General features: G+C 60.3%; 22 protein-coding genes and 1 pseudogene. 13 read left to right on the forward strand and 10 right to left on the reverse strand.

Annotation, left to right across the window (positions count from 1 at the left end; all coding sequences use genetic code 11):
• Window positions 1–137: 137 nt before the first annotated feature.
• The 4 genes from carA to greA all read left to right on the forward strand — a co-directional run bounded on the left by carA (window position 138) and on the right by greA (window position 5,854).
• Window positions 138–1,319: a glutamine-hydrolyzing carbamoyl-phosphate synthase small subunit gene (carA, locus tag GRI38_RS04130; protein ID WP_160681632.1), complete on the forward strand. Its 1,182-nt coding sequence runs from the start codon at window positions 138–140 to the stop codon at window positions 1,317–1,319.
• Window positions 1,316–1,912: a hypothetical protein gene (locus GRI38_RS04135; protein WP_237487340.1), complete on the forward strand. Its 597-nt coding sequence runs from the start codon at window positions 1,316–1,318 to the stop codon at window positions 1,910–1,912. Before carA ends, GRI38_RS04135 begins: the two co-directional genes overlap by 4 nt.
• A complete protein-coding gene (gene carB, locus GRI38_RS04140) occupies window positions 1,912–5,265 on the forward strand; it encodes a carbamoyl-phosphate synthase large subunit (RefSeq protein WP_160681634.1) in 3,354 nt (1,117 codons plus the stop codon). The genes GRI38_RS04135 and carB overlap by 1 nt, the downstream gene beginning before the upstream one ends.
• Window positions 5,266–5,386: 121 nt before the next feature.
• Window positions 5,387–5,854: a transcription elongation factor GreA gene (greA, locus tag GRI38_RS04145; RefSeq protein WP_160681635.1), complete on the forward strand. Its 468-nt coding sequence runs from the start codon at window positions 5,387–5,389 to the stop codon at window positions 5,852–5,854.
• Between the two features lie 19 nt (window positions 5,855–5,873).
• Here the strand turns inward: greA and GRI38_RS04150 are convergent, their stop codons facing one another.
• The 6 genes from GRI38_RS04150 to GRI38_RS04175 all read right to left on the reverse strand — a co-directional run bounded on the left by GRI38_RS04150 (window position 5,874) and on the right by GRI38_RS04175 (window position 8,809).
• Window positions 5,874–6,362, reverse strand: coding sequence for a GNAT family N-acetyltransferase (locus tag GRI38_RS04150; RefSeq protein WP_160681636.1), 489 nt, complete (start codon window positions 6,360–6,362; stop codon window positions 5,874–5,876).
• Window positions 6,359–6,589: a DUF4170 domain-containing protein gene (locus tag GRI38_RS04155; RefSeq protein ID WP_160681637.1), complete on the reverse strand. Its 231-nt coding sequence runs from the start codon at window positions 6,587–6,589 to the stop codon at window positions 6,359–6,361. Before GRI38_RS04155 ends, GRI38_RS04150 begins: the two co-directional genes overlap by 4 nt.
• A gap of 104 nt (window positions 6,590–6,693) precedes the next feature.
• Window positions 6,694–7,269: a hypothetical protein gene (locus GRI38_RS04160; RefSeq protein ID WP_160681638.1), complete on the reverse strand. Its 576-nt coding sequence runs from the start codon at window positions 7,267–7,269 to the stop codon at window positions 6,694–6,696.
• Between the two features lie 42 nt (window positions 7,270–7,311).
• Window positions 7,312–7,671, reverse strand: coding sequence for a hypothetical protein (locus GRI38_RS04165; protein ID WP_160681639.1), 360 nt, complete (start codon window positions 7,669–7,671; stop codon window positions 7,312–7,314).
• On the reverse strand, window positions 7,668–8,150 hold the full coding sequence (locus GRI38_RS04170) for a phage holin family protein (RefSeq protein WP_160681640.1): 483 nt from the start codon (window positions 8,148–8,150) through the stop codon (window positions 7,668–7,670). The genes GRI38_RS04165 and GRI38_RS04170 overlap by 4 nt, the downstream gene beginning before the upstream one ends.
• Window positions 8,151–8,251: 101 nt before the next feature.
• Complete coding sequence (locus GRI38_RS04175) at window positions 8,252–8,809, reverse strand: hypothetical protein (RefSeq protein ID WP_202389835.1); 558 nt, start codon at window positions 8,807–8,809, stop codon at window positions 8,252–8,254.
• A 159-nt stretch (window positions 8,810–8,968) separates the two neighbouring features.
• Between GRI38_RS04175 and eno the strand changes: the two genes are divergently transcribed.
• A complete protein-coding gene (gene eno, locus GRI38_RS04180; RefSeq protein ID WP_160681641.1) occupies window positions 8,969–10,258 on the forward strand; it encodes a phosphopyruvate hydratase in 1,290 nt (429 codons plus the stop codon).
• 30 nt (window positions 10,259–10,288) lie between these two features.
• Here the strand turns inward: eno and GRI38_RS04185 are convergent, their stop codons facing one another.
• The 4 genes from GRI38_RS04185 to GRI38_RS04200 form a co-directional block, all read right to left on the reverse strand.
• On the reverse strand, window positions 10,289–10,591 hold the full coding sequence (locus GRI38_RS04185; RefSeq protein ID WP_160681642.1) for a hypothetical protein: 303 nt from the start codon (window positions 10,589–10,591) through the stop codon (window positions 10,289–10,291).
• Window positions 10,592–10,687: 96 nt separating this feature from the next.
• The gene (ribH, locus tag GRI38_RS04190; RefSeq protein WP_160681643.1) at window positions 10,688–11,110 is read right to left on the reverse strand and encodes a 6,7-dimethyl-8-ribityllumazine synthase; all 423 of its coding nucleotides are present in this window, start codon (window positions 11,108–11,110) and stop codon (window positions 10,688–10,690) included.
• Between the two features lie 5 nt (window positions 11,111–11,115).
• A complete protein-coding gene (gene ribB, locus GRI38_RS04195) occupies window positions 11,116–12,375 on the reverse strand; it encodes a 3,4-dihydroxy-2-butanone-4-phosphate synthase (protein WP_160681644.1) in 1,260 nt (419 codons plus the stop codon).
• 79 nt (window positions 12,376–12,454) lie between these two features.
• Complete coding sequence (locus tag GRI38_RS04200; protein ID WP_160681645.1) at window positions 12,455–12,805, reverse strand: PilZ domain-containing protein; 351 nt, start codon at window positions 12,803–12,805, stop codon at window positions 12,455–12,457.
• 321 nt (window positions 12,806–13,126) lie between these two features.
• Between GRI38_RS04200 and GRI38_RS14325 the strand changes: the two are divergent.
• The 8 genes and pseudogenes from GRI38_RS14325 to GRI38_RS04235 all read left to right on the forward strand — a co-directional run.
• A pseudogene (locus tag GRI38_RS14325) lies at window positions 13,127–13,399 on the forward strand (Arm DNA-binding domain-containing protein); the annotation flags it as partial.
• Window positions 13,400–13,432: 33 nt separating this feature from the next.
• Window positions 13,433–14,428 carry a tyrosine-type recombinase/integrase gene (locus GRI38_RS04205; RefSeq protein WP_237487341.1) on the forward strand — a complete coding sequence of 332 codons (996 nt, stop codon included), beginning with the start codon at window positions 13,433–13,435 and terminating at the stop codon, window positions 14,426–14,428.
• A gap of 279 nt (window positions 14,429–14,707) precedes the next feature.
• Entirely contained in the window at window positions 14,708–15,367 is a 660-nt protein-coding gene (locus tag GRI38_RS04210) for a hypothetical protein (protein ID WP_160681647.1), read from the forward strand.
• Between the two features lie 131 nt (window positions 15,368–15,498).
• Entirely contained in the window at window positions 15,499–15,711 is a 213-nt protein-coding gene (locus GRI38_RS04215; RefSeq protein ID WP_160681648.1) for a helix-turn-helix transcriptional regulator, read from the forward strand.
• A gap of 177 nt (window positions 15,712–15,888) precedes the next feature.
• On the forward strand, window positions 15,889–16,053 hold the full coding sequence (locus GRI38_RS04220) for a hypothetical protein (protein ID WP_160681649.1): 165 nt from the start codon (window positions 15,889–15,891) through the stop codon (window positions 16,051–16,053).
• Entirely contained in the window at window positions 16,050–16,313 is a 264-nt protein-coding gene (locus GRI38_RS04225) for a hypothetical protein (protein WP_160681650.1), read from the forward strand. Before GRI38_RS04220 ends, GRI38_RS04225 begins: the two co-directional genes overlap by 4 nt.
• On the forward strand, window positions 16,310–17,224 hold the full coding sequence (locus GRI38_RS04230; RefSeq protein ID WP_160681651.1) for a DUF7146 domain-containing protein: 915 nt from the start codon (window positions 16,310–16,312) through the stop codon (window positions 17,222–17,224). Before GRI38_RS04225 ends, GRI38_RS04230 begins: the two co-directional genes overlap by 4 nt.
• On the forward strand, window positions 17,221–18,744 hold the full coding sequence (locus GRI38_RS04235; RefSeq protein WP_237487342.1) for a DUF3987 domain-containing protein: 1,524 nt from the start codon (window positions 17,221–17,223) through the stop codon (window positions 18,742–18,744). Before GRI38_RS04230 ends, GRI38_RS04235 begins: the two co-directional genes overlap by 4 nt.
• Window positions 18,745–18,881 lie beyond the last annotated feature (137 nt).

Here is an 18,881-nt window from a genome sequence, read left to right on the forward strand (position 1 = left end):
CCTGTGGATGATTTCGGTCTGTGGCGGGAATTAGCGCATCAAGGCCGATGGCGATAGGTTGACGCTCGCCAGGTCCGGGACTAGCGGTGGCGACTTAGCAACCATCGCCGGAAACAATTTCAACGGAGCGCCCGATCATGGCCCTGTCCGCCTCTCATCCTGCACGGCCGAAAGAGGCGACCGGATGCCTTGTCATGGCGGACGGAACGGTCGTCTGGGGCAAGGGCTTCGGCGCCATCGGCAGCGCGGTGGGCGAAGTCTGCTTCAACACCTCGATCACCGGCTATCAGGAGGTCCTGACCGACCCGTCCTATGCAGCGCAGATCGTGACCTTCACCTTTCCCCATATCGGCAATGTCGGGACAAACGAGGAAGATCTCGAGAGCCAGGTCGAGAGTGCGGTCGGCTGCATCGTGCGCGAGGAGGTCACGCCCGAAAGCAACTTTCGCAGCGAACAACACTTCGCCGAATGGATGGCCGCGCATGGAAAGATCGGTTTGTCGGGGATCGACACGCGGGCGATGACGCGCCTCATCCGGCTACAGGGTGCGCCCAACGCGGTCATTGCGCATGATCCCGGCGGGAATTTCGATCTCGATGCCTTGAAGGCGAGGGCGGCGCAGTGGAGCGGGCTTGAGGGGATGGACCTTGCCGGTCTCGTGACGCGCGACGGTCGCGCGACGTGGAACGGCGGAGCCTGGGCGCTCGGCAAGGGCTACCGGACCGTCGGCGGCGAAGGGCTGCCGCATGTCGTCGCCTTCGATTACGGCGCGAAAAACAACATCTTCCGCAAGCTGGCGGAAGCCGGTGCGCGGGTGACCGTCGTGCCCGCCAAGACGTCGCTCGAGGATGTCCTCGAATTGCAGCCCGACGGCGTGTTCCTTTCGAACGGTCCGGGAGACCCCGCGGCGACCGGCGAATACGCCGTGCCGGTCGTAAGGGGACTGCTGGAGCGCGACATTCCGATCTTCGGCATCTGCCTGGGCCACCAGATACTGGCACTGGCCGCAGGGGCGAAGACGATGAAGATGTTCCAGGGGCATCGCGGGGCGAACCATCCCGTTCAGCGCGTGGGCGGAACCTGGGCCGAAAACGAGAACCTCGTCGAGATCACCAGCATGAACCATGGCTTTGCGGTCGATGGCGAAACTCTGCCGGAAGGTGTGGTGGAGACGCACCGCTCGCTGTTTGACGGCACGAATTGCGGGATCAGCATCACGGGCAAGAAGGCGTTCGGAGTGCAGTACCATCCGGAAGCCTCGCCGGGTCCGCAGGACAGTTTCTATTTGTTCGAGAAATTCGTGGGGATGTTGGGTTGAGTTCCGAGGTGTCATCAAACACCTCAGACCTTGACTACGAAATCTTGTCTGCGGTTCGAGACGTTGGGACGCAATATCCTGCATTGGATGACGGACCGCTGTTACCGCAACAAGAGGGATGGGTAACTAGTTCTCGAGTGCGCGAGCAAATTGGCGCTAAGAGCCTCGAAACCAGAAAGGGTCTTCAACATTTGGTGGTCGAAAAGATGCTACAGTCATCACGTTTGGGCGGCGTAGAAGTCTTTCGGTTATCGGGGCTTGGAGCTCGTGCGCTGGAAGTTTGGGAGGATGAACACCAGCGCTTGGGAGAAGCCATTCGTGTTTCAAGCAGTGACTGGACGGGATTAGTCTCCCCTATCCAGATTAAGCAGGTGCTTAGTATAGTGAGTCAGATCGAAGACTGTGCTGAAGCAATAAGAGAAAACGAAGTTAGGTCACAAATTTTAGGCTTAGCATTGGCCATTAAGACCCTACTGGACCTGCCGCAGCCACCTCGACAGGGACTCGTAGAGCTTATTCGCGACCCTGCATTCGCTAACATCGTTCAGATTGGAACCTTCTTAGCGGCCATAACAGCAGCATTGAGAGCATAATGCCCAAACGTAACGACATCTCCTCGATCCTCGTCATCGGCGCTGGCCCGATCATCATCGGACAGGCCTGCGAGTTCGACTATTCCGGCACGCAGGCGATCAAGGCGCTGCGCGAAGAGGGTTACCGCGTCATCCTCGTGAACTCGAACCCGGCAACGATCATGACCGATCCGGACATGGCTGATGCCACCTATGTCGAGCCGATCACGCCGGACATCGTGGCGAAAATTATCGCGAAGGAACGCCCCGACGCGGTGCTGCCCACAATGGGCGGTCAGACCGCGCTCAATTGCGCGCTCGACCTCGCCAATAACGGAACGCTCGAAAAATACGGCGTCGAAATGATCGGCGCAAAGGCTGACGCCATCGACAAGGCGGAGAACCGGATGCGGTTCCGCGAGGCGATGGACGCGATCGGCCTCGAAAGCGCTCGCAGCGGCACGGCGCATACCGTGGACGAGGCTTTCGCGGTGCTCGAACGCACGGGCCTACCGGCGATCATCCGGCCTAGCTTCACGCTCGGCGGGACGGGCGGCGGCATCGCCTACAACCGGAGCGAGTTCGAAAGCATCGTGCGCGCGGGTCTCGAAGCCTCGCCCACGACCGAAGTGCTGATCGAGGAATCGCTGCTCGGCTGGAAAGAGTTCGAGATGGAAGTTGTGCGCGACCGCGCCGACAATTGCATCATCGTCTGCTCGATCGAGAATGTCGATCCGATGGGCGTTCATACGGGCGACTCGATAACCGTCGCTCCGGCGCTGACTTTGACAGACAAGGAATACCAGATCATGCGCTCGGCGAGCATCGCCGTGTTGCGCGAGATCGGCGTGGAAACCGGCGGCTCGAACGTGCAGTTCGCGGTCAATCCGAAGGACGGGCGGCTCATCGTCATCGAGATGAACCCGCGCGTCTCTCGCTCCAGCGCGCTCGCTTCCAAGGCGACCGGCTTTCCCATCGCGCGGATCGCCGCGAAGCTGGCGGTCGGCTACACGCTCGACGAATTGCGTAACGAGATCACCGGGGCGACGCCTGCCAGTTTCGAACCTACCATCGACTATGTCGTGACGAAGATCCCGCGCTTCGCCTTCGAGAAGTTCAAAGGCGCGAAGAACGATCTTTCGACCGCCATGAAGTCGGTCGGCGAAGTCATGGCGATCGGACGCAACTTCCAGGAATCCATGCAGAAGGCCCTTCGCGGTCTCGAAACCGGACTAGACGGGTTCAATCGCGTCGTGGAACTCGAAGGGGTCAGTCGCGACGTCCTGACCGCTGCACTCGCCCAGCGCACGCCCGATCGCATCCTGCAGGTGGCGCAGGCGTTCCGCGAAGGCCTGTCCGTCGAGGACATCCACACGGTGACGTCCTACGACCCGTGGTTCCTCCGGCAGATCGAGGCGATCATCTACGAGGAAAGCATGCTGTCCCATCAGGGACTGCCCAATACCGCAGAGGAGTTGCGGCGGCTGAAGGCGATGGGCTTTTCCGACAAGCGCCTGGCGACGCTCGCGGTCCGTTCTGTCGGGGTCGCCGGAGGGCTGGCCGAAACGCAGGCGAAGCGGTCGGGCCTCCTTCACGATACCCTCCGGGCGATGGCAGGGGCGACCTCGGAAGACGAGGTCCGCCGCCTGCGGCACAAGCTCGGCGTGCTGCCCGTCTTCAAGCGCATCGATAGCTGCGCCGCGGAATTCGAGGCCATCACCCCGTACATGTATTCGACATACGAAGCGCCGACCTTCGGAGAACCGGAGGACGAGGCCAGGCCGACCGACGCCAGGAAAATCGTGATCCTCGGCGGCGGGCCTAACCGGATCGGGCAGGGGATCGAGTTCGACTATTGCTGCGTGCACGCCTGTTTCGCACTTGGCGATCCGGCCCGCGAAAGCGACGGGCAACCGGGCGCGGGCTTCGAGACGATCATGATCAACTGCAACCCGGAGACGGTCTCAACGGATTACGACACGTCCGACCGCCTCTATTTCGAACCACTGACCGCCGAGGACGTGTTGGAAATCCTGCGCGTCGAACAGCAGGCGGGAACGTTGGTCGGCGTGATCGTCCAGTTCGGCGGACAGACCCCGCTCAAGCTGGCGCAGGCTCTGGAGAACGAGGGTATCCCAATCCTCGGAACCTCGCCCAATGCGATCGACCTTGCCGAGGACCGCGAACGCTTCGCCGCGCTGGTCAACAGTCTGAAGCTGAAGCAGCCCGCCAACGGTATTGCCCGCAGCCGGGACGAGGCGGCTGCGGTCGCGCGCCAGATCGGCTATCCGGTGCTGCTGCGCCCATCCTACGTCCTGGGTGGCCGGGCGATGGAGATCGTCGACAGCGAAGCGCAGCTCGACAATTACATCGCGACCGCCGTCAACGTGTCGGGCGACAGCCCGGTGCTGATCGACCAGTTCCTGCGCGATGCGATCGAATGCGACGTCGACGTGCTGGCCGACGGCACGGACGTCCGCGTTGCTGGTGTCATGCAGCATATCGAGGAAGCCGGTGTCCATTCGGGCGACAGTGCGTGCACGCTGCCGCCCTACAGCCTGTCGGACGACATCGTCGCTGAACTCGAGCGCCAGGCCGAGGCCTTGGCAAGGGCGTTGAAAGTCAATGGTTTGATGAACGTGCAATTCGCGGTCAAGGATGGCGAGGTGTACCTCATTGAGGTCAACCCCAGGGCTAGCCGCACCGTGCCGTTCGTCGCCAAGGCCACCGGCGTGCCGGTCGCCGGCATCGCGGCACGCATCATGGCAGGAGCGAGGCTGACGGAATTCGCGCCCTTCGATCTTCGTCCTTCGCACATGGCGGTGAAGGAAGCCGTGTTCCCCTTCGCCCGCTTCCCCGGAAGCGATCCGGTGCTGACACCGGAGATGAAGTCGACCGGCGAAGTCATGGGTATCGATCGCGATTTTCCTCGCGCATTCCTGAAATCGCAGATCGGGGCGGGGCAGAAGCTGCCGCGCTCGGGCACGCTCTTCGTTTCTGTCAAGGACAGCGACAAGGCGATCATCCTGCCCGCCGTGAAGACGCTGCTCGAGGCAGGCTTTACGATCGTCGCGACGGGCGGCACCGAAGCCTATCTGAGCGAGCACGGTCTCGCCGTCGAGCGGGTCAACAAGGTCGCCGAAGGGCGTCCCCATATCGTCGACCGGATCGTGGACGGCGATGTCGATCTCATCTTCAACACGACCGAGGGCTGGCAATCGCTACTCGATTCCGCATCAATCAGAGCCTCGGCGCTCGACCGGAAGGTTCCCTATTACACCACGGCGGCGGCTTCGCTGGCTGCGGCGCAGGCGATCAGGGACGTTTCGCCCGACGAACTTGAAGTCCGCTCGCTGCAAGACTATTATAGCTGAACGAATTTACGCCCTCCACGACAACTTGAACGGGAACCCTTGGCGCCTGATCGCGTACGAGCCGTCTCGGAATTGTCGATGAAGGGCAGCGACAAGCCGAATTAAAGAAGAAGGATTTCCGATGGACAAGGTGCCGATGCTGGCGGAAGGTTACGAACGCTTGACCGCCGATCTGAAGGCCTTGCGTGCCGAACGCCCCAAGATCGTCGATGCGATCGAGGAAGCGCGGGCGCATGGGGATCTTTCCGAAAACGCCGAGTATCACGCTGCCAAGGAGCGGCAGGGACAGGTCGAGGCACAGATCGCCGACCTAGAAGATCGCACCAGCCGTGCACAGATTATCGATCCGACGACCCTTTCGGGCGACAAGATCATCTTCGGGGCGACCGTCACGCTGCTCGACGAGGACGACAAGCCGGTGAAGTATCAGATTGTCGGCCAGACCGAAGCCGATGCAGCGAAGGGGCGCATTTCCTACAGCTCGCCGCTGGGCAGGGCGCTTATCGGCCGGTCCAAAGGGGACGAGATCGAAGTGACCGTACCGTCGGGCGACAAGTTCTATCTCGTCGAGAAAATCGAGTTCATCTGATCGCCGTTCGCGTGTCGGATCACCCGACGTGCTTCTCCATGGCGTAGTTATAAATCGGCACGGGTCCCGACGGTCCTTCGATTGTGAAGTCGCGTCGGTGCTTCAACTCGTAACCGGCGCGCAGAAAGACCGGGTGGGCGAGCTCGCTGGCTTCGGTATAGAGCAGCCTGATTTGCCATTTCTTCGCCAAGTCTTCGGCTGCCGCCAGTAGCCGCAAAGCCAGACCCTGACCGGTCCAGCCGGGATGCGTGTAGAGCTGGTCGAGATGGCCGTCCGGCTCTAGCAAGGTATAGGCTCGTGGGCGATCGTCCTTGCAAACTGCGACGAGTATGACTGCACCGCTTGCTGCGCGTTCGCGGAAACGCTGCACATTCATGTGACCCGCTGCCCATGCCGCGGTCTGTTCGGCATCGTAGGCCTGGGCCCCGATGCGTTGAATAGCGGCTTGCGTTATCCGATAAAGGTCATCCGCGTCTTCGTCTCGAAAATCGCGGATGCGAACCGTCATCCTGCAGGATCGAGCAGCTTGTGCAGGTGCACGATGACATATTTCATTTCTGCATCGTCGACCGTGCGCTGGGCGTTGCTCCGCCAGCTTTCTTCCGCCCGGTCGTAATCGCTGAATATACCGGCGACGTGGATGCTTTCCGGATCCTGAAAGGTGATGTCGCGCGGATCGGTAACCCGGCCCCCCATGACCATGTAGAGCTGCTGCTTGACTTCCTGTTCCTGCATTTCGATCGATCCGGCATTGCGTGGTTGCGAATAGAAGGCCGCTCATAACAAAAGCGGCGCAACTGGCAATGCCGTGCGCCGCTTTCGCTAAGTCGTCGCGTTGATCAGTGCTTTGCGCGGTGACGCAGATCGCGATAGCTTCGCTTCGCCTTGCGCGTCAGGTTCCGCTTCGTGCTGTTCGCGCTGTCGGCCAGCGTTCCCGCACGATAGGCAGCCCCGCGGCGGAAAGTACGTGCGCGATCGCCGACGTGATCTCCGAAATCCTCGATCGCATCGCCGCTGTTGCGTGCAAGATCTTCGGCACCGTCGAGAACGTTGGCCCCGAATGCCATGATCGCTTCGGAAGCCAGGGCAGCAAGCGCACCGGTCTTAGCCGCTCCGCGACGTGCGGCCCGGCGACCCGGACGCGTCATAGCACCGATGGCCAGACCGATGCCGATGGCACCTGCAATCGTCGCGATCGGATGTTCTTTGGCAAAGTCGGTGATGTTGTCCGCAGTTTCCTTCGCATAATCGCCGAGCGAGCGTTCCTCGTTACGGCGTTCGCCGGCTTCGATGCGTTCGCGCAGCAGGTCGCGCCGTTGTTCGGCAGTCATTTCCGTGCTCGAGGCGGTCTGCGCATCGTTGGCAGGAACTGCGGCATCCGTTGTGTTCGGGGTTGCTGTTGTCGTGTCGTTCATGGGGTTATCCTTCAAATATCTGTTGTTTGTAGCGAGGGCCGGTCAGGCGTAGGCCTCGCGGTCATATGCGTCTTCGTCGTCGTCCCAGTCATCGTCATCGTCCCATTCCTCGTCTTCGTCGTATTCCTCGCCGAACAGGGCCGAGAGAATGGGATTGCGGGCAAACCAGAGACCGATGGCGGCGATAAGTGCTGCAAGAGCACCCTTGTGGTCGGAAGCGACAAGCAGAGCCTCGTCATAGACGTCCGTCGCACCTTCCTTCAGCTTGTCTGCACCGCGTTCCGCGATGCCCTTCTGCTGGTAGTTTTCCTTCAAGTGCTTGATGTCTGCCCGGACCAGACCGTAAGCGGCATCACGAAGGACGCGATCTTCGCGCAGTTGCTGTTCGAGGTCCTGGGTCATCGCAGGTTCTCCGTCGGGCGGTTGTCGGCGAGAACGTTGCGCAATCTGTCGATCTTCGACTTGAGAGCAAATCCCGTAATCGCTGCAAGCACCAGCAACACGCCGACCACGATACCGGTCGCCGCCCAAGCTCCGACCGCCGGAATGAGAGCGATGAGAACGCCGATAACCAGCGCAATCAATGCCAAATGCACGATAGCGAGCAGACCGGCGGCGTAGCCAGCGATCTGACCGCTACGGTTGGCTGCATATTTCGCACGGGTCTTTTGGAAGGCGAGTTCGGCTTGAACATAAGCGGTGCCGTCTTCGTACAACGCCTTTGCGTCGTCGATCAGAGAGGGCGGGTCAGGGTCATACCCTTCGGCATCAGCACGGCGGGCCGCGACAGGATCATAGTCGCCGGTCGCATCAACCGGGTCGTCCGAACTGCCAAAATCGTGGGTTTCTCTCTCCGACAACATCGCTTCGTTTCCAGTCAATTATCTCGCCTTTGTTGGTCTTTTCATGACGGTTGGAGCATACGTTCCAGCCCAGTGCGGAAAGAGGGGCGGGTATCGACCCGCCCCTGAATTCCAATTTGTCAGCGTCCCGTGCTGAGAAGCTTCGAGAGGAAGTATCCGGTCACCGCGGCAATTCCGATCGAGGTGCCGGGATTGCGGCGAATGAATTCACGCGCATCCTCGGTCAGTTCGTCGACGCTCTTCTCATCCAGGCGCGTGCCGGTTTCTTGTAGCTTGCGCGACGCGTTGCGAGCATAGTCGCCATATTTCGGACCGAGGCGTTCTTCGACATAGGTCGCATTTTCGTCGATCTTCCGGCTCAGCGAAATGATCGCTTCGCTCGTCTTGTGCTTGCCATCGGTCGCGAGCTCGCTGGCCTTGCCCTTGGCTTGGTCGCCATAGGCACGGGCATCGCCCTTTAGATCGCTTCCCTTGCCCTTGGCGCGAGTGCGATATTCGCCGGCGCGCTCGGTCGCCTCTGCCTTCAGGGCGGCGGCTCCAGCCTTAGCTTCGTCGAGCGCCGCGTTAAAACGCGACTTCGCCTCGGCGCGATGCGGGTTGGTCGTGTTCGTTTCGGGTTTCGTCGTGACCGGCTCTACCGGGGTCGTCGTCGTATTAGTCGCTGAAAACTCTGCCATAATTTTTCCCCTTTTTCTAAATGTGGTTGGATCGCTGATGCGACCTGCTTCATTGGTATCAATGCAACTTGCACCCAAACGTTCCGCCTCATAAAGACGAGACGGGCAAGGTGTCTTAGACCTGTGCTACACCTAGATCGACGAAAGGGACAAAGCCTGATGACCGCCATCCTCGACATCCATGCGCGCGAAATTCTCGACAGTCGGGGCAATCCGACGGTCGAAGTCGACATTCTGTGCGCCGATGGCAGTTTCGGACGGGCTGCCGTGCCCTCCGGAGCATCGACCGGCGCTCACGAAGCGGTCGAGCTGCGCGACGGCGATGCCAGCCGCTATATGGGCAAGGGCGTTCTGAAAGCCGTGGACGCGGTGAACGAGACGATCAGGGAGGCCTTGATCGGGCTCGATGTCGAGGACCAGCGCGATCTCGATCATGCGATGCTGGACCTGGACGGAACTGCCAACAAGGGATCGCTCGGCGCGAACGCCATTCTTGGCGTCAGTCTCGCCGCCGCCAAGGCCGGGGCGAATGCGCGCGGGCTGCCGCTCTACAGCTATGTCGGCGGGGTGGGGGCGCACACGCTGCCCGTCCCCATGATGAACATCATCAATGGCGGCGAGCATGCCGACAATCCCATCGATATTCAGGAATTCATGGTCATGCCGGTCGGTGCGGATTCGCTCGCCGAAGCCGTCCGCTGGGGTGCGGAGATCTTTCATACCCTCAAGAAGGGTCTTGCGGAGAAGGGGCTTTCGACTGCCGTGGGCGATGAAGGCGGCTTCGCGCCCGATCTCGCCGGAACGCGCGACGCGCTCGACTTCATCATGCAATCCATCGAAAAGGCTGGCTTCACGCCGGGCGACGACGTCGTCCTCGCGCTCGACTGCGCAGCGACCGAGTTTCATCGCGATGGCCGGTACGAGATCGCCGGGGAGGGCCTCAGCCTGAACGGTGACGAGATGACCCGCTACCTCGTCGAATTGTGCGATGCCTACCCCATTCGCAGCATCGAGGACGGGATGGACGAGGACGATTTCGAAGGCTGGCGGGCCTTGACCGAAGCTCTGGGCGACCGGGTCCAGCTTGTCGGCGACGATCTGTTTGTCACGAACCCCGAACGCCTGCGCGACGGGATCGAGCGCGGGCTCGCCAACTCGCTGCTCGTCAAGGTCAACCAGATCGGAACGCTCAGCGAAACGCTCGCCGCGGTCGATATGGCGCACCGCGCCGGCTATACATCGGTGATGAGCCACCGCTCTGGCGAAACGGAAGATTCCACTATCGCCGACCTCGCAGTGGCGACCAATTGCGGGCAGATAAAGACCGGCTCGCTCGCCCGATCGGACCGGCTTGCGAAATACAATCAGCTGATCCGGATTGAGGAAGAGCTCGGCTCGAGCGCCCGCTATGCCGGACGCGACTGCTTCGGGCGCATCAATATCGGTTGAGAGATTTCAAGTGTATCAGGGAAGGGCGGGTCAAGAGGTTTCGACCTCGTGCTCCGCCTCCTTCTCGATCTCTTCCATCTTCTCGATCTTGCGCTTGTTTTTCGGGCTGAGGAGATATTGCCAGACGCCCCACAGGTTCACGATGAGCAGAATGGCGTTCTGGATCGTAAGCGGCATGCCTCCGCCGGTGAGGCCAACGATGACCCACGCTATCGCCACCACGCTGAACAGGACGAAAGCCCAGCCGGTCGCGCGTCGCCCGATATCCGCAGCAATCATCGCGGCAGCGATGACCGCGCCGATCGCGGCAAACCATTCGAGCGGACCGTTCATGTCGAAGCTGCCTTTCGTCCGGTGTTTCGGTCGAGCGGGGCGACACCCGCGAAACCTATCGACGGGCAGCGGCGGTTCTCGTTCCGCTAAAGTAGTTTAAGCTGCGAACCGGTCTTGCAGGGCCAGCAGGGCCAGCGCCGCTTTTGCTGATTCGCCGCCCTTGTCCTTCTGCTCCGGGTCGGCGCGGACCATCGCCTGCGCGTCGTTCTCCACGGTGAGGATACCGTTGCCGATCGCAATCCCGTCCATCGTCAGTGCCATGATTGCGCGTGCGCTTTCGCCGGCGACGATCTCGAAATGATAAGTTTCGCCCCGGATGACGACGCCGATGGCGACGAATGCGTCATAGCTTTCGCTCTCCGCCGCCAGCGCGATCGCGCCCGGTATTTCGAGTGCGCCGGGCACGGTCAGCACTTCGACCGAATGGCCTTCTGCTTCGCATACGCGCCGTGCCCCTGCGATAAGCAGATCGTTATATTCGTCGTAGAACCGCGCCTCGACGATCAGAATACGAGCCATGCTGTCTACTCCGGGATAGCTTCTTCGGCGACGATATTCAGGCCGTAGCCGTCGATCGCCACGACGTTGCGGTGTGAATTGGTCAGAAGGACCATGTCCTCGATATCGAGATCGGCTAGGATTTGCGCGCCTATCCCGTAATTGCGGAAGTCGCCGCTCGCGGAACTGGGCGGTTCGTCGCCAGCGCTGGCCGCTCGCGAATTGATGAGGATGACGATGACGCCCGCGCCCTCTTCCCCGATCCGGCTCATGGCGCGCTGCAACACCCGCTTCTTCGGTCCGGAGCGACCCAGCACATCGTCGAGGATGCTGATCGTATGCATCCTCACGAGCGTGGGGCGGTCAGGCGTCACGTGTCCCTTCTGCAGAACGTAGCTGGCGCTGCCGTCGATCTTGTTGCGATAGGTCAGGAGTTGCCAGTCGCCGCCATAGTCGGACTTGAACTGCTCTTCGTGCAGTCGCTCGACCAGATGATCGTTGCGTCGGCGATATTCGATGAGATCGCGGATCGTCCCGATCTTCAGCCCGTGCTTGCGCGCGAAACCGATCAGGTCGTCGAGACGTGCCATCGAGCCGTCGTCATTCATGATCTCGCAGATGACGCCGGAGGGGTTGAGGCCAGCCAGGCGCGCGATGTCGACCGCCGCTTCCGTGTGGCCGGCGCGAACGAGGACTCCCCCCTCGCGCGCGACCAGGGGAAAGACGTGCCCCGGCGTGACGATGTCGTCTTTCGTCTTGGTCGAATCGATGGCGACGGAGATAGTGCGGGCGCGGTCCGCGGCGCTGATGCCTGTGGTTACGCCCTCGCGCGCTTCGATCGAGGTCGTGAAGGCCGTTTCGAACATCGTCCGGTTCGACCGGCTCATCGGTTCGAGCCCAAGCGTGTCGACTCGCGCACGATCAAGCGAAAGGCAGATGAGCCCGCGCCCGTGCGTCGCCATGAAGTTGATTGCGTTGGGCGTCGCCATCTGCGCAGGGATTACCAGATCGCCTTCGTTTTCACGATCCTCGTCGTCGACGAGTACGAACATCCGCCCGTTGCGCGCTTCGTCGATAATTTCCTCGATGCCGACGAGAACCGGCGAACTGTCGTTGTCGGCAAGGAATCGTTCGAGCTTGCCCAGCGTTTCGGTCGTGGGATTCCAGCTGTCGGAAAGACAGTCGCGCAGGGAATTCGCGTGAAGCCCGGCGGCGCGGGCTATGCCGGCCTTGGTAAAGGCTTTGCTTTCGACGAGTTGCCTTATCTGTTGGGGTAAGTCGGTCATATCAGGTGCGCTATCACATTGGAATGTGAACGGCAACGAACTAGCACATTCGAATGTGCATTATTCTTATGCGCGCTTGCTAAACGGACCGTCGTCTGGTGACAGGCTTCCGCGGCATCGCATATGTTCCGCTTACCGTCGTCCGGTAATCATCGGGATTGATCGGAAAAGTAAAGAGAAGGCCGAACATTCGATCTTCCGACCATACGACTTTTGCCGCAATCGGCTCATGGTCCTTGATCTGCACCTCCACCTCCAGATCGCAGGGCAGGTCGAGGACGCCGATGCCCTTCAGTCCGGTGGCAGAAATGTCCTTGATCCTGAACGTCCGCCACTCGTCATCGAGCCGCAACTTGCCTGTCGCGAGTATTTGCGAGCGCCCCCGGTTGTGAAAGAGTGCGCTGAAGGTTTTGCCGGTAATCGGAAACATGCTCAACGCGTAGCATCGGCAAACTTTTTAATATCTTAAGGGGCCAGCCGCAAACGTCTTAGTATTTGCTAAGACGTCCGGAAACAGACCCGAGCGGCCCGCAAAAATCGCAGATCAGGGAGGGGGTGGTGGACGCACTAGGGTTCGAACCTAGGACCCGCTGATTAAGAGTTTTGTGGCCCTCGTTTCAACGAATTTCAGCCACTTTCCGAAAGCCGCACAAATTCGGTCCTATTCCCGTTGTGTTCTCGCAGTTGTTTTCGGTTGGCTTCCGTTAGGTTCCGGTATATCGATTACGCAGTGATTACGTGGACTGCGATCATGGCCCGACTGAAGCTTACTTTGACGACTGTTCCCAAGGCAGCGATCCCCGAGAAAGGCGACGCCTATTACTGGGACACTGAACTTCGGGGCTTCGGTCTTCGCGTCACGCCACGCGGTGTTCGATCCTATGTGCTTCAGTATCGTTTGCCGGGTCGCAATGCGCGCAGGCTCACTATCGGTATTCATGGTTCGCCATGGACGCCGGAAAAGGCGAGGGGGCGCGCCGAAGAACTGCTGTACGATGTTAAGCGCGGAGACGATCCGGTTCTCGCTGCACGCAAGCGTGCACGCGAGGCGGTCGATTTGGAATTTTCCAAGTACGTGGACACGTTCACGGACGCCTATCTTAAATCGGAATGGCGGGATTCGTGGGCGGATGCAAAGCGCCAATTGGAACTGCATGTCATTCCGCACCTGAGGGGGCAGGCGCTGCCTGAGATTGAAAAGGCCGATCTGGCGCGTGTCATTCGGCGGTTGAGCGATAGGCCCGCTCTTGCCCGCAACACGCATGCGACGCTTCGTAAGCTGTTCGCTTGGGCTGTCGATCAAGGTGACCTAGTTTCCAGTCCGATCCCTGCTGCCCCGCCAGGTGTGAAGGCCAGAAAGCGCGTCCTGTCACCCGATGAAATTGTTGCGCTCTGGCAAGCGAGCTTCGAACTGGCCCGCCCGATGGGGCAATTCGTGCGATTGTTGGTAACTACTCTACAGCGACGCGGAGAGGTCGCCGGATTGCCATGGGCTGAGTTAAACAGCCTAAAAAAAGTCTGGATGCTTGATGGCGAACGCGCGAAGAATGAGGACGATCATCTTGTGCCGCTCAACCCGCTTGCCGTTGCGGTCCTTGCTGAAATGGCGAACGCTACCGGGCATGAGGCGAAGCGTTGGCCGCGTAAGGGGCTGGTGTTCTCAACTACCGGCGCAACGCCGATTTCCGGGTTTTCAAAGGTTAAAAAGCAACTCGACCGCGAGATGCTTCCGATCCTTCAGGATATGGCGGACAAGCGGGCCGATGCGCTCGGAGACGAACGTGAGCTTGTGTTGCTTCGACCGTGGCGCTTTCATGACATTCGCAGAACCGGAACGACGCAGATGCAGGCACTGGGTGTTCCGATTGAGGTGACCGAGAAGGTCATAAATCACAAGTCTGGCGAAACTGCGGGCATCCGTGGCGTCTACAACCTACACGCTTACACCGATGAGAAGCGCGACGCACTCGAAGCGTGGGGTGCATATTTGGAGAAGCTCATTGCGCGCGCGAGCGCGCCGAACGTGATCGCACTCGCCAAAGGGCGGGCGTGATGGCGGCGTGGCTAGGGTAGCTCCCGAAAACCCGGACTCCGACCGGGCTGCCGCGCCATCTTAACTATCGGAGCACACGCGGAGGTGTGTATGACGAGGTTTCGTTGGCCGGGATGGGTGAATCGTCAACTTTGGCCAGATCAACCTGAGGGTTATATCTTTTTAGCCCGTGCGTTTGATCTGCTAGGAGCGACCATATGGGCAGATTGGACCGGCCACGAGGTAGAAGAAGCAGAAAAGTCTGTAGGGCGGCGGATACCATCTGCGGAGGACTCCTACATGGACGGCACGCCGCGCTTTGGGATTCACCGTGAATTTGGTCCGGACGTAATAAAGGCTGCCGGGTCAGGACACCCCAATCCGAAAGTTCCCATTCCCGAACCCCTCTGGCGCGCTGTCGCTGCCGATAATGATCGTCGCCTTGATCGGGTTCAATCGGCAGTCATTCGGCGCGATGGGGTTGTGGCGGAATGCCACGACTTGGCTTTGAGCGGAACTTTGAAGTTTGCGTGGCGTCGAAAAGGCGGAGGGAAAAAGCCGATTCCTGTTGCGCCCGAGGAATGGGAAATCGATTATCCCTTCGTTCCGTTCGCTACTCTTGGCTACGGCGAAGATCTAGGGCTTTCGTCACCAGTGCCCAATGGTTGGCTATTCGTGACCGCAGCAAGCCTGAGCGATGTTCTCGGCGTTTCAGGGTCATACCACGTTTCCGGCAGTCATGAGAAAGTGGGAGAGCGGCCAATTCAGCCATCCTCTGAGAAGCTGAAGGCGCTTGCAAATGAGTTGGATGCAGAGGGAATCCCGATACGCGAAGTGAAATCGCATCATATCAAAGATCGCTGGAAAAATGAGGATGGGCCGCGACCCAAGGTGACTGCAATAACATCTCTAATGGCTGGCTTAGGCAAGGGTGGACGCCCGCCCGACACCGAGCGATAAGACGGAAAACCGTCAGTTAGAATAACTGTTGCGTCAGTTTTAAATGATGGTCGAAACAGTTCTTCTGCTTTCAATGAGGTTCCGCGAAGCATCGCCGCATTACGGAGCGATGCAATTAAGCGGACCTCATCATGGAAAACGACGACGACAAGCTGCTTACAACTGAACAGCTCGCATCTCTGCGCAATGTGCCTCCCAGCCGCATCGAAAAGGAACGCCTGAAAGGTGAAGGGCCGGCCTTTATTAAAGATGGCCACTTAGTCCGATACAGGCTCGGCGATTACCGCTCTTGGATCGCCTCGAAGCAACGGTTCACATCTACCTCTGAGCAAGCGGCAGCGTGACGGATGTCGGATCGGAAAGGTTCGCGTCCAAACCGTAAAGGACGCGGGGGCCGCGCAATTCTGTCCATTAAGACGGATGCACAGCCCCCCAAAGATTGCTCTCGGCTCCCCAGCACTGAGCAGAGCTCATTTACCGAAAAACTGACGCCGCTGCAACTGGCGGAAGTCGATCTCTACGTGTCGTCTCGTCGGGACATGGAGATTAGGCGGCGCACCCTTCCCGAGACGAAGGAAGAATGGTTGCGCTCCGGCACTATCGGTTCGGGCAGGTTGTCGCAGCATGATGCGGATCGCCTGTGGAACAAGGCAAAGGTGGCTCTGGTTGAAGGGGGTGTCCGATGACCGCCCCCCTCGACGAGTTCTATCACGCGTTGCAGCCTTGGGATGGCAGGTGGTTCGTCAAATTGCCCGACGCCGGACCTCGCTTGCTGACGCTCACCCAGCATACGGCGCTCCAAATACTTCGCGGACGTACCGGTCTGACGAACTGGGATGCCCGCCTTCTCCAGACTATCGCCACGACTGAGGGCGAACTGTCCAGCCTGCAACGGCATTACCTCGATCGACTGGCCCGCGAACATGACGAACGGGTGACGGCATGACCGGGCGGCTCGATCTGGAAGCCATCCGCGAGAGCAATCCGCTTCCGACGGTCGTGGGCGGCGTCGTTGAACTCAAGCGCGCAGGGAGGGAGTGGAAAGCCTGCTGCCCGTTCCATAGCGAGCAAACCCCATCCTTCACAATATACAGCAACGGTCGTCGCTTCATGTGCTTCGGGTGCGGAGCGGAAGGTGATGTTTTCGACTTCGTATCGCGCATCGAAGGTATCGGCCTGCGCGATGCTGCCTTGCGGCTCGGCCAGGGGGAGGTGGTTACCACGAACATCGCTCCCCTTCCTCCGGCGAATGACGAAGGCGATCGGACCGAGGAAGCACGGTCGATCTGGCGCAACGCCGTTCCGGCGACGGGAACTCCGGTGGAGGCCTATCTGCGCTGGCGTGGTATCTCGATCCCAATTCCCGAAACCATCCGCTTCGCACGGCTGCAATACGGGAAGCGCGGGCGGGAATATCCTTGCCTCGTCGCGGTCGTAACCGGCCCGGATAACCGGCTTTGCGGTATCCAACGCACTTACCTTGCCGACGATGGCCGGGGGAAGGCTGACGTTCCGAAGCCGAAGCTGTCGCTCGGTCGTGTCCGGTGCGGCGCGATCCGACTGGCACCGGTCTCTCGCCACCTGACAGTGTGCGAAGGCCTTGAGGATGGCCTGTCGTTGCAGGAAGCGATTGGCGGGCCTGTCTGGGTGGCCTGTGGCGCATCGAACCTGCCGTCGATGAGATTGCCGGATTTCGTGCGGGACGTAGCAATCGGAGGCGACAACGATGCGTCCGGTAGGGCCGCTGCCGAGAATGCTGCGCGGACAATGAGCGCGAGGGGTCATGGCGTGCGGGTTTTCTATCCCAGCCCGCCCCACAAAGATTTCAACGAAGAACTAAAGGAGTCGCGCGGATGAGTGCTGCGACGATGAAAGCCGCTTATGAGAATGCGGAAGTGATTTCGATCTGGCCGCAAGCCGATATGTCGGTTCTGAACGAAGGACGACGCAGCCCAGTCGCGATGCCGGCCGATCTGTTCGGTCCTGCGTGGCCCTTGCTCGTGACGGTGGCTGAAGGGGTCTGCACCGCTCCCGATTATCCCGGAATGGCGCTGCTGGCTTCCTGTGCAAGCCTTATCGGGGGCAAGCGCCGCATTCGGCCTTATGACACCGCGGCGTGGAGCGAACCGTGCATCCTGTGGTGCGGCGCTGTCGGTGACCCCAGTTCGCGCAAGTCGCCTGCGCTCGATCAAATAACCGCGCCCTTGCGAACGTTGGAGCAGGCAAAGGCCGACGATCACAAAGATGCGTTGCGCGAGTTCCAGGAACGCAGTGAATGGAACAAGCAGACGAGGAAGCGCTGGCAGGACGAGGTTGCCGAAGCGATCAAGAACGGCCTCGACAAGCCCAAGATGCCGGAGGATGCCGAAGATCCCGAAGAGCCGCATCGACGGCGTACGCTCACGATGGACAGCACGCCGGAAGCGTTGGGCGCGATCCTGCAAGGCAACCCTCAAGGCGTTCTTTCCTTTCGTGACGAGCTGGCTGGATGGCTCACTTCGCACGAACGATACAGTCCGGGAGGACGAGAGTTCTGGCTTGAGGCATACGGAGGCCGCCCGTTCGTAATCGATCGGAAGGGAACGAAGGGTCCAATCTCGATACCGTTCAACGGGGTCTCTGTCCTCGGGGGCATTCAACCTGCGAAGATGGCGGACGCATTGTTGTCGTCGCCGGATGACGGACTGGTCGCTCGCTTCCTGTGGGCATGGCCCGATAAGGTGCCGAGCGTTCGCCGCCCTCGCGAAGCGGCCGATCTGGGGCGGCTACAACGGGCATACGAACGACTGGACAGCCTTTCTTGGGCAAAGACCGCCGAAGGGGCAAATATTGCCCTGACGCTTCCCCTAGCGCCGCCTGCGGCTGATCTGTTCGAGGCGTGGCAAGCCGACAATGCAGCGATCGATCAGGATGCTTCCGCGCTGTTCAAGTCCTTTGTCGGCAAGATGGACGGAGCGGTTCTGCGGCTGGCGCTGGTCGGAGAGTTCATCAGCTGGGCCTTTTCGGACGATCCGGAACCTTCCGAAGTATCAGCCTACGCCCTCGCCGCAGCCGCCCGGTTCGTGGACGACTATGCAAAGCCGATGTCAGAAAGGGTCTACGGCGATGCTGCGCTTCCTGCTGTCGAACGGCACGCGGCATTGCTCGCCCGGTATATCCGTCGCTACCAGTTCAAGACGATCAACCTGCGAACGCTGAAACAATCGCCTCACAAATCGCGCCTGTCGGCTCTACGGCAAGGCGACACGATGCGGGCGGCAGCGGAATATCTCGTCGATGCCGGATGGCTTCAGCCGGCTCCACGACGGGAAGGTGATACCACGGGGCGAACCAGTCTCGACTTTGCCGTCAATCCGCAAGTGCTGGAGGCTGAATGATGGGCTGGCGCGAAGAAGCAAAAGCCATCTTGGAGGCTGGGCACAATAGGCACGAATGGCACGAAAGGCCCCAAATCGGACCAAACGTGCCAAACGTGCCTAACGTGCCGGGGGGTGTGGTTCGTCCTGAACGAGTT

Source organism: Parapontixanthobacter aurantiacus (assembly GCF_009827635.1).
GTDB classification, from domain to species: Bacteria; Pseudomonadota; Alphaproteobacteria; order Sphingomonadales; family Sphingomonadaceae; genus Parapontixanthobacter; species Parapontixanthobacter aurantiacus.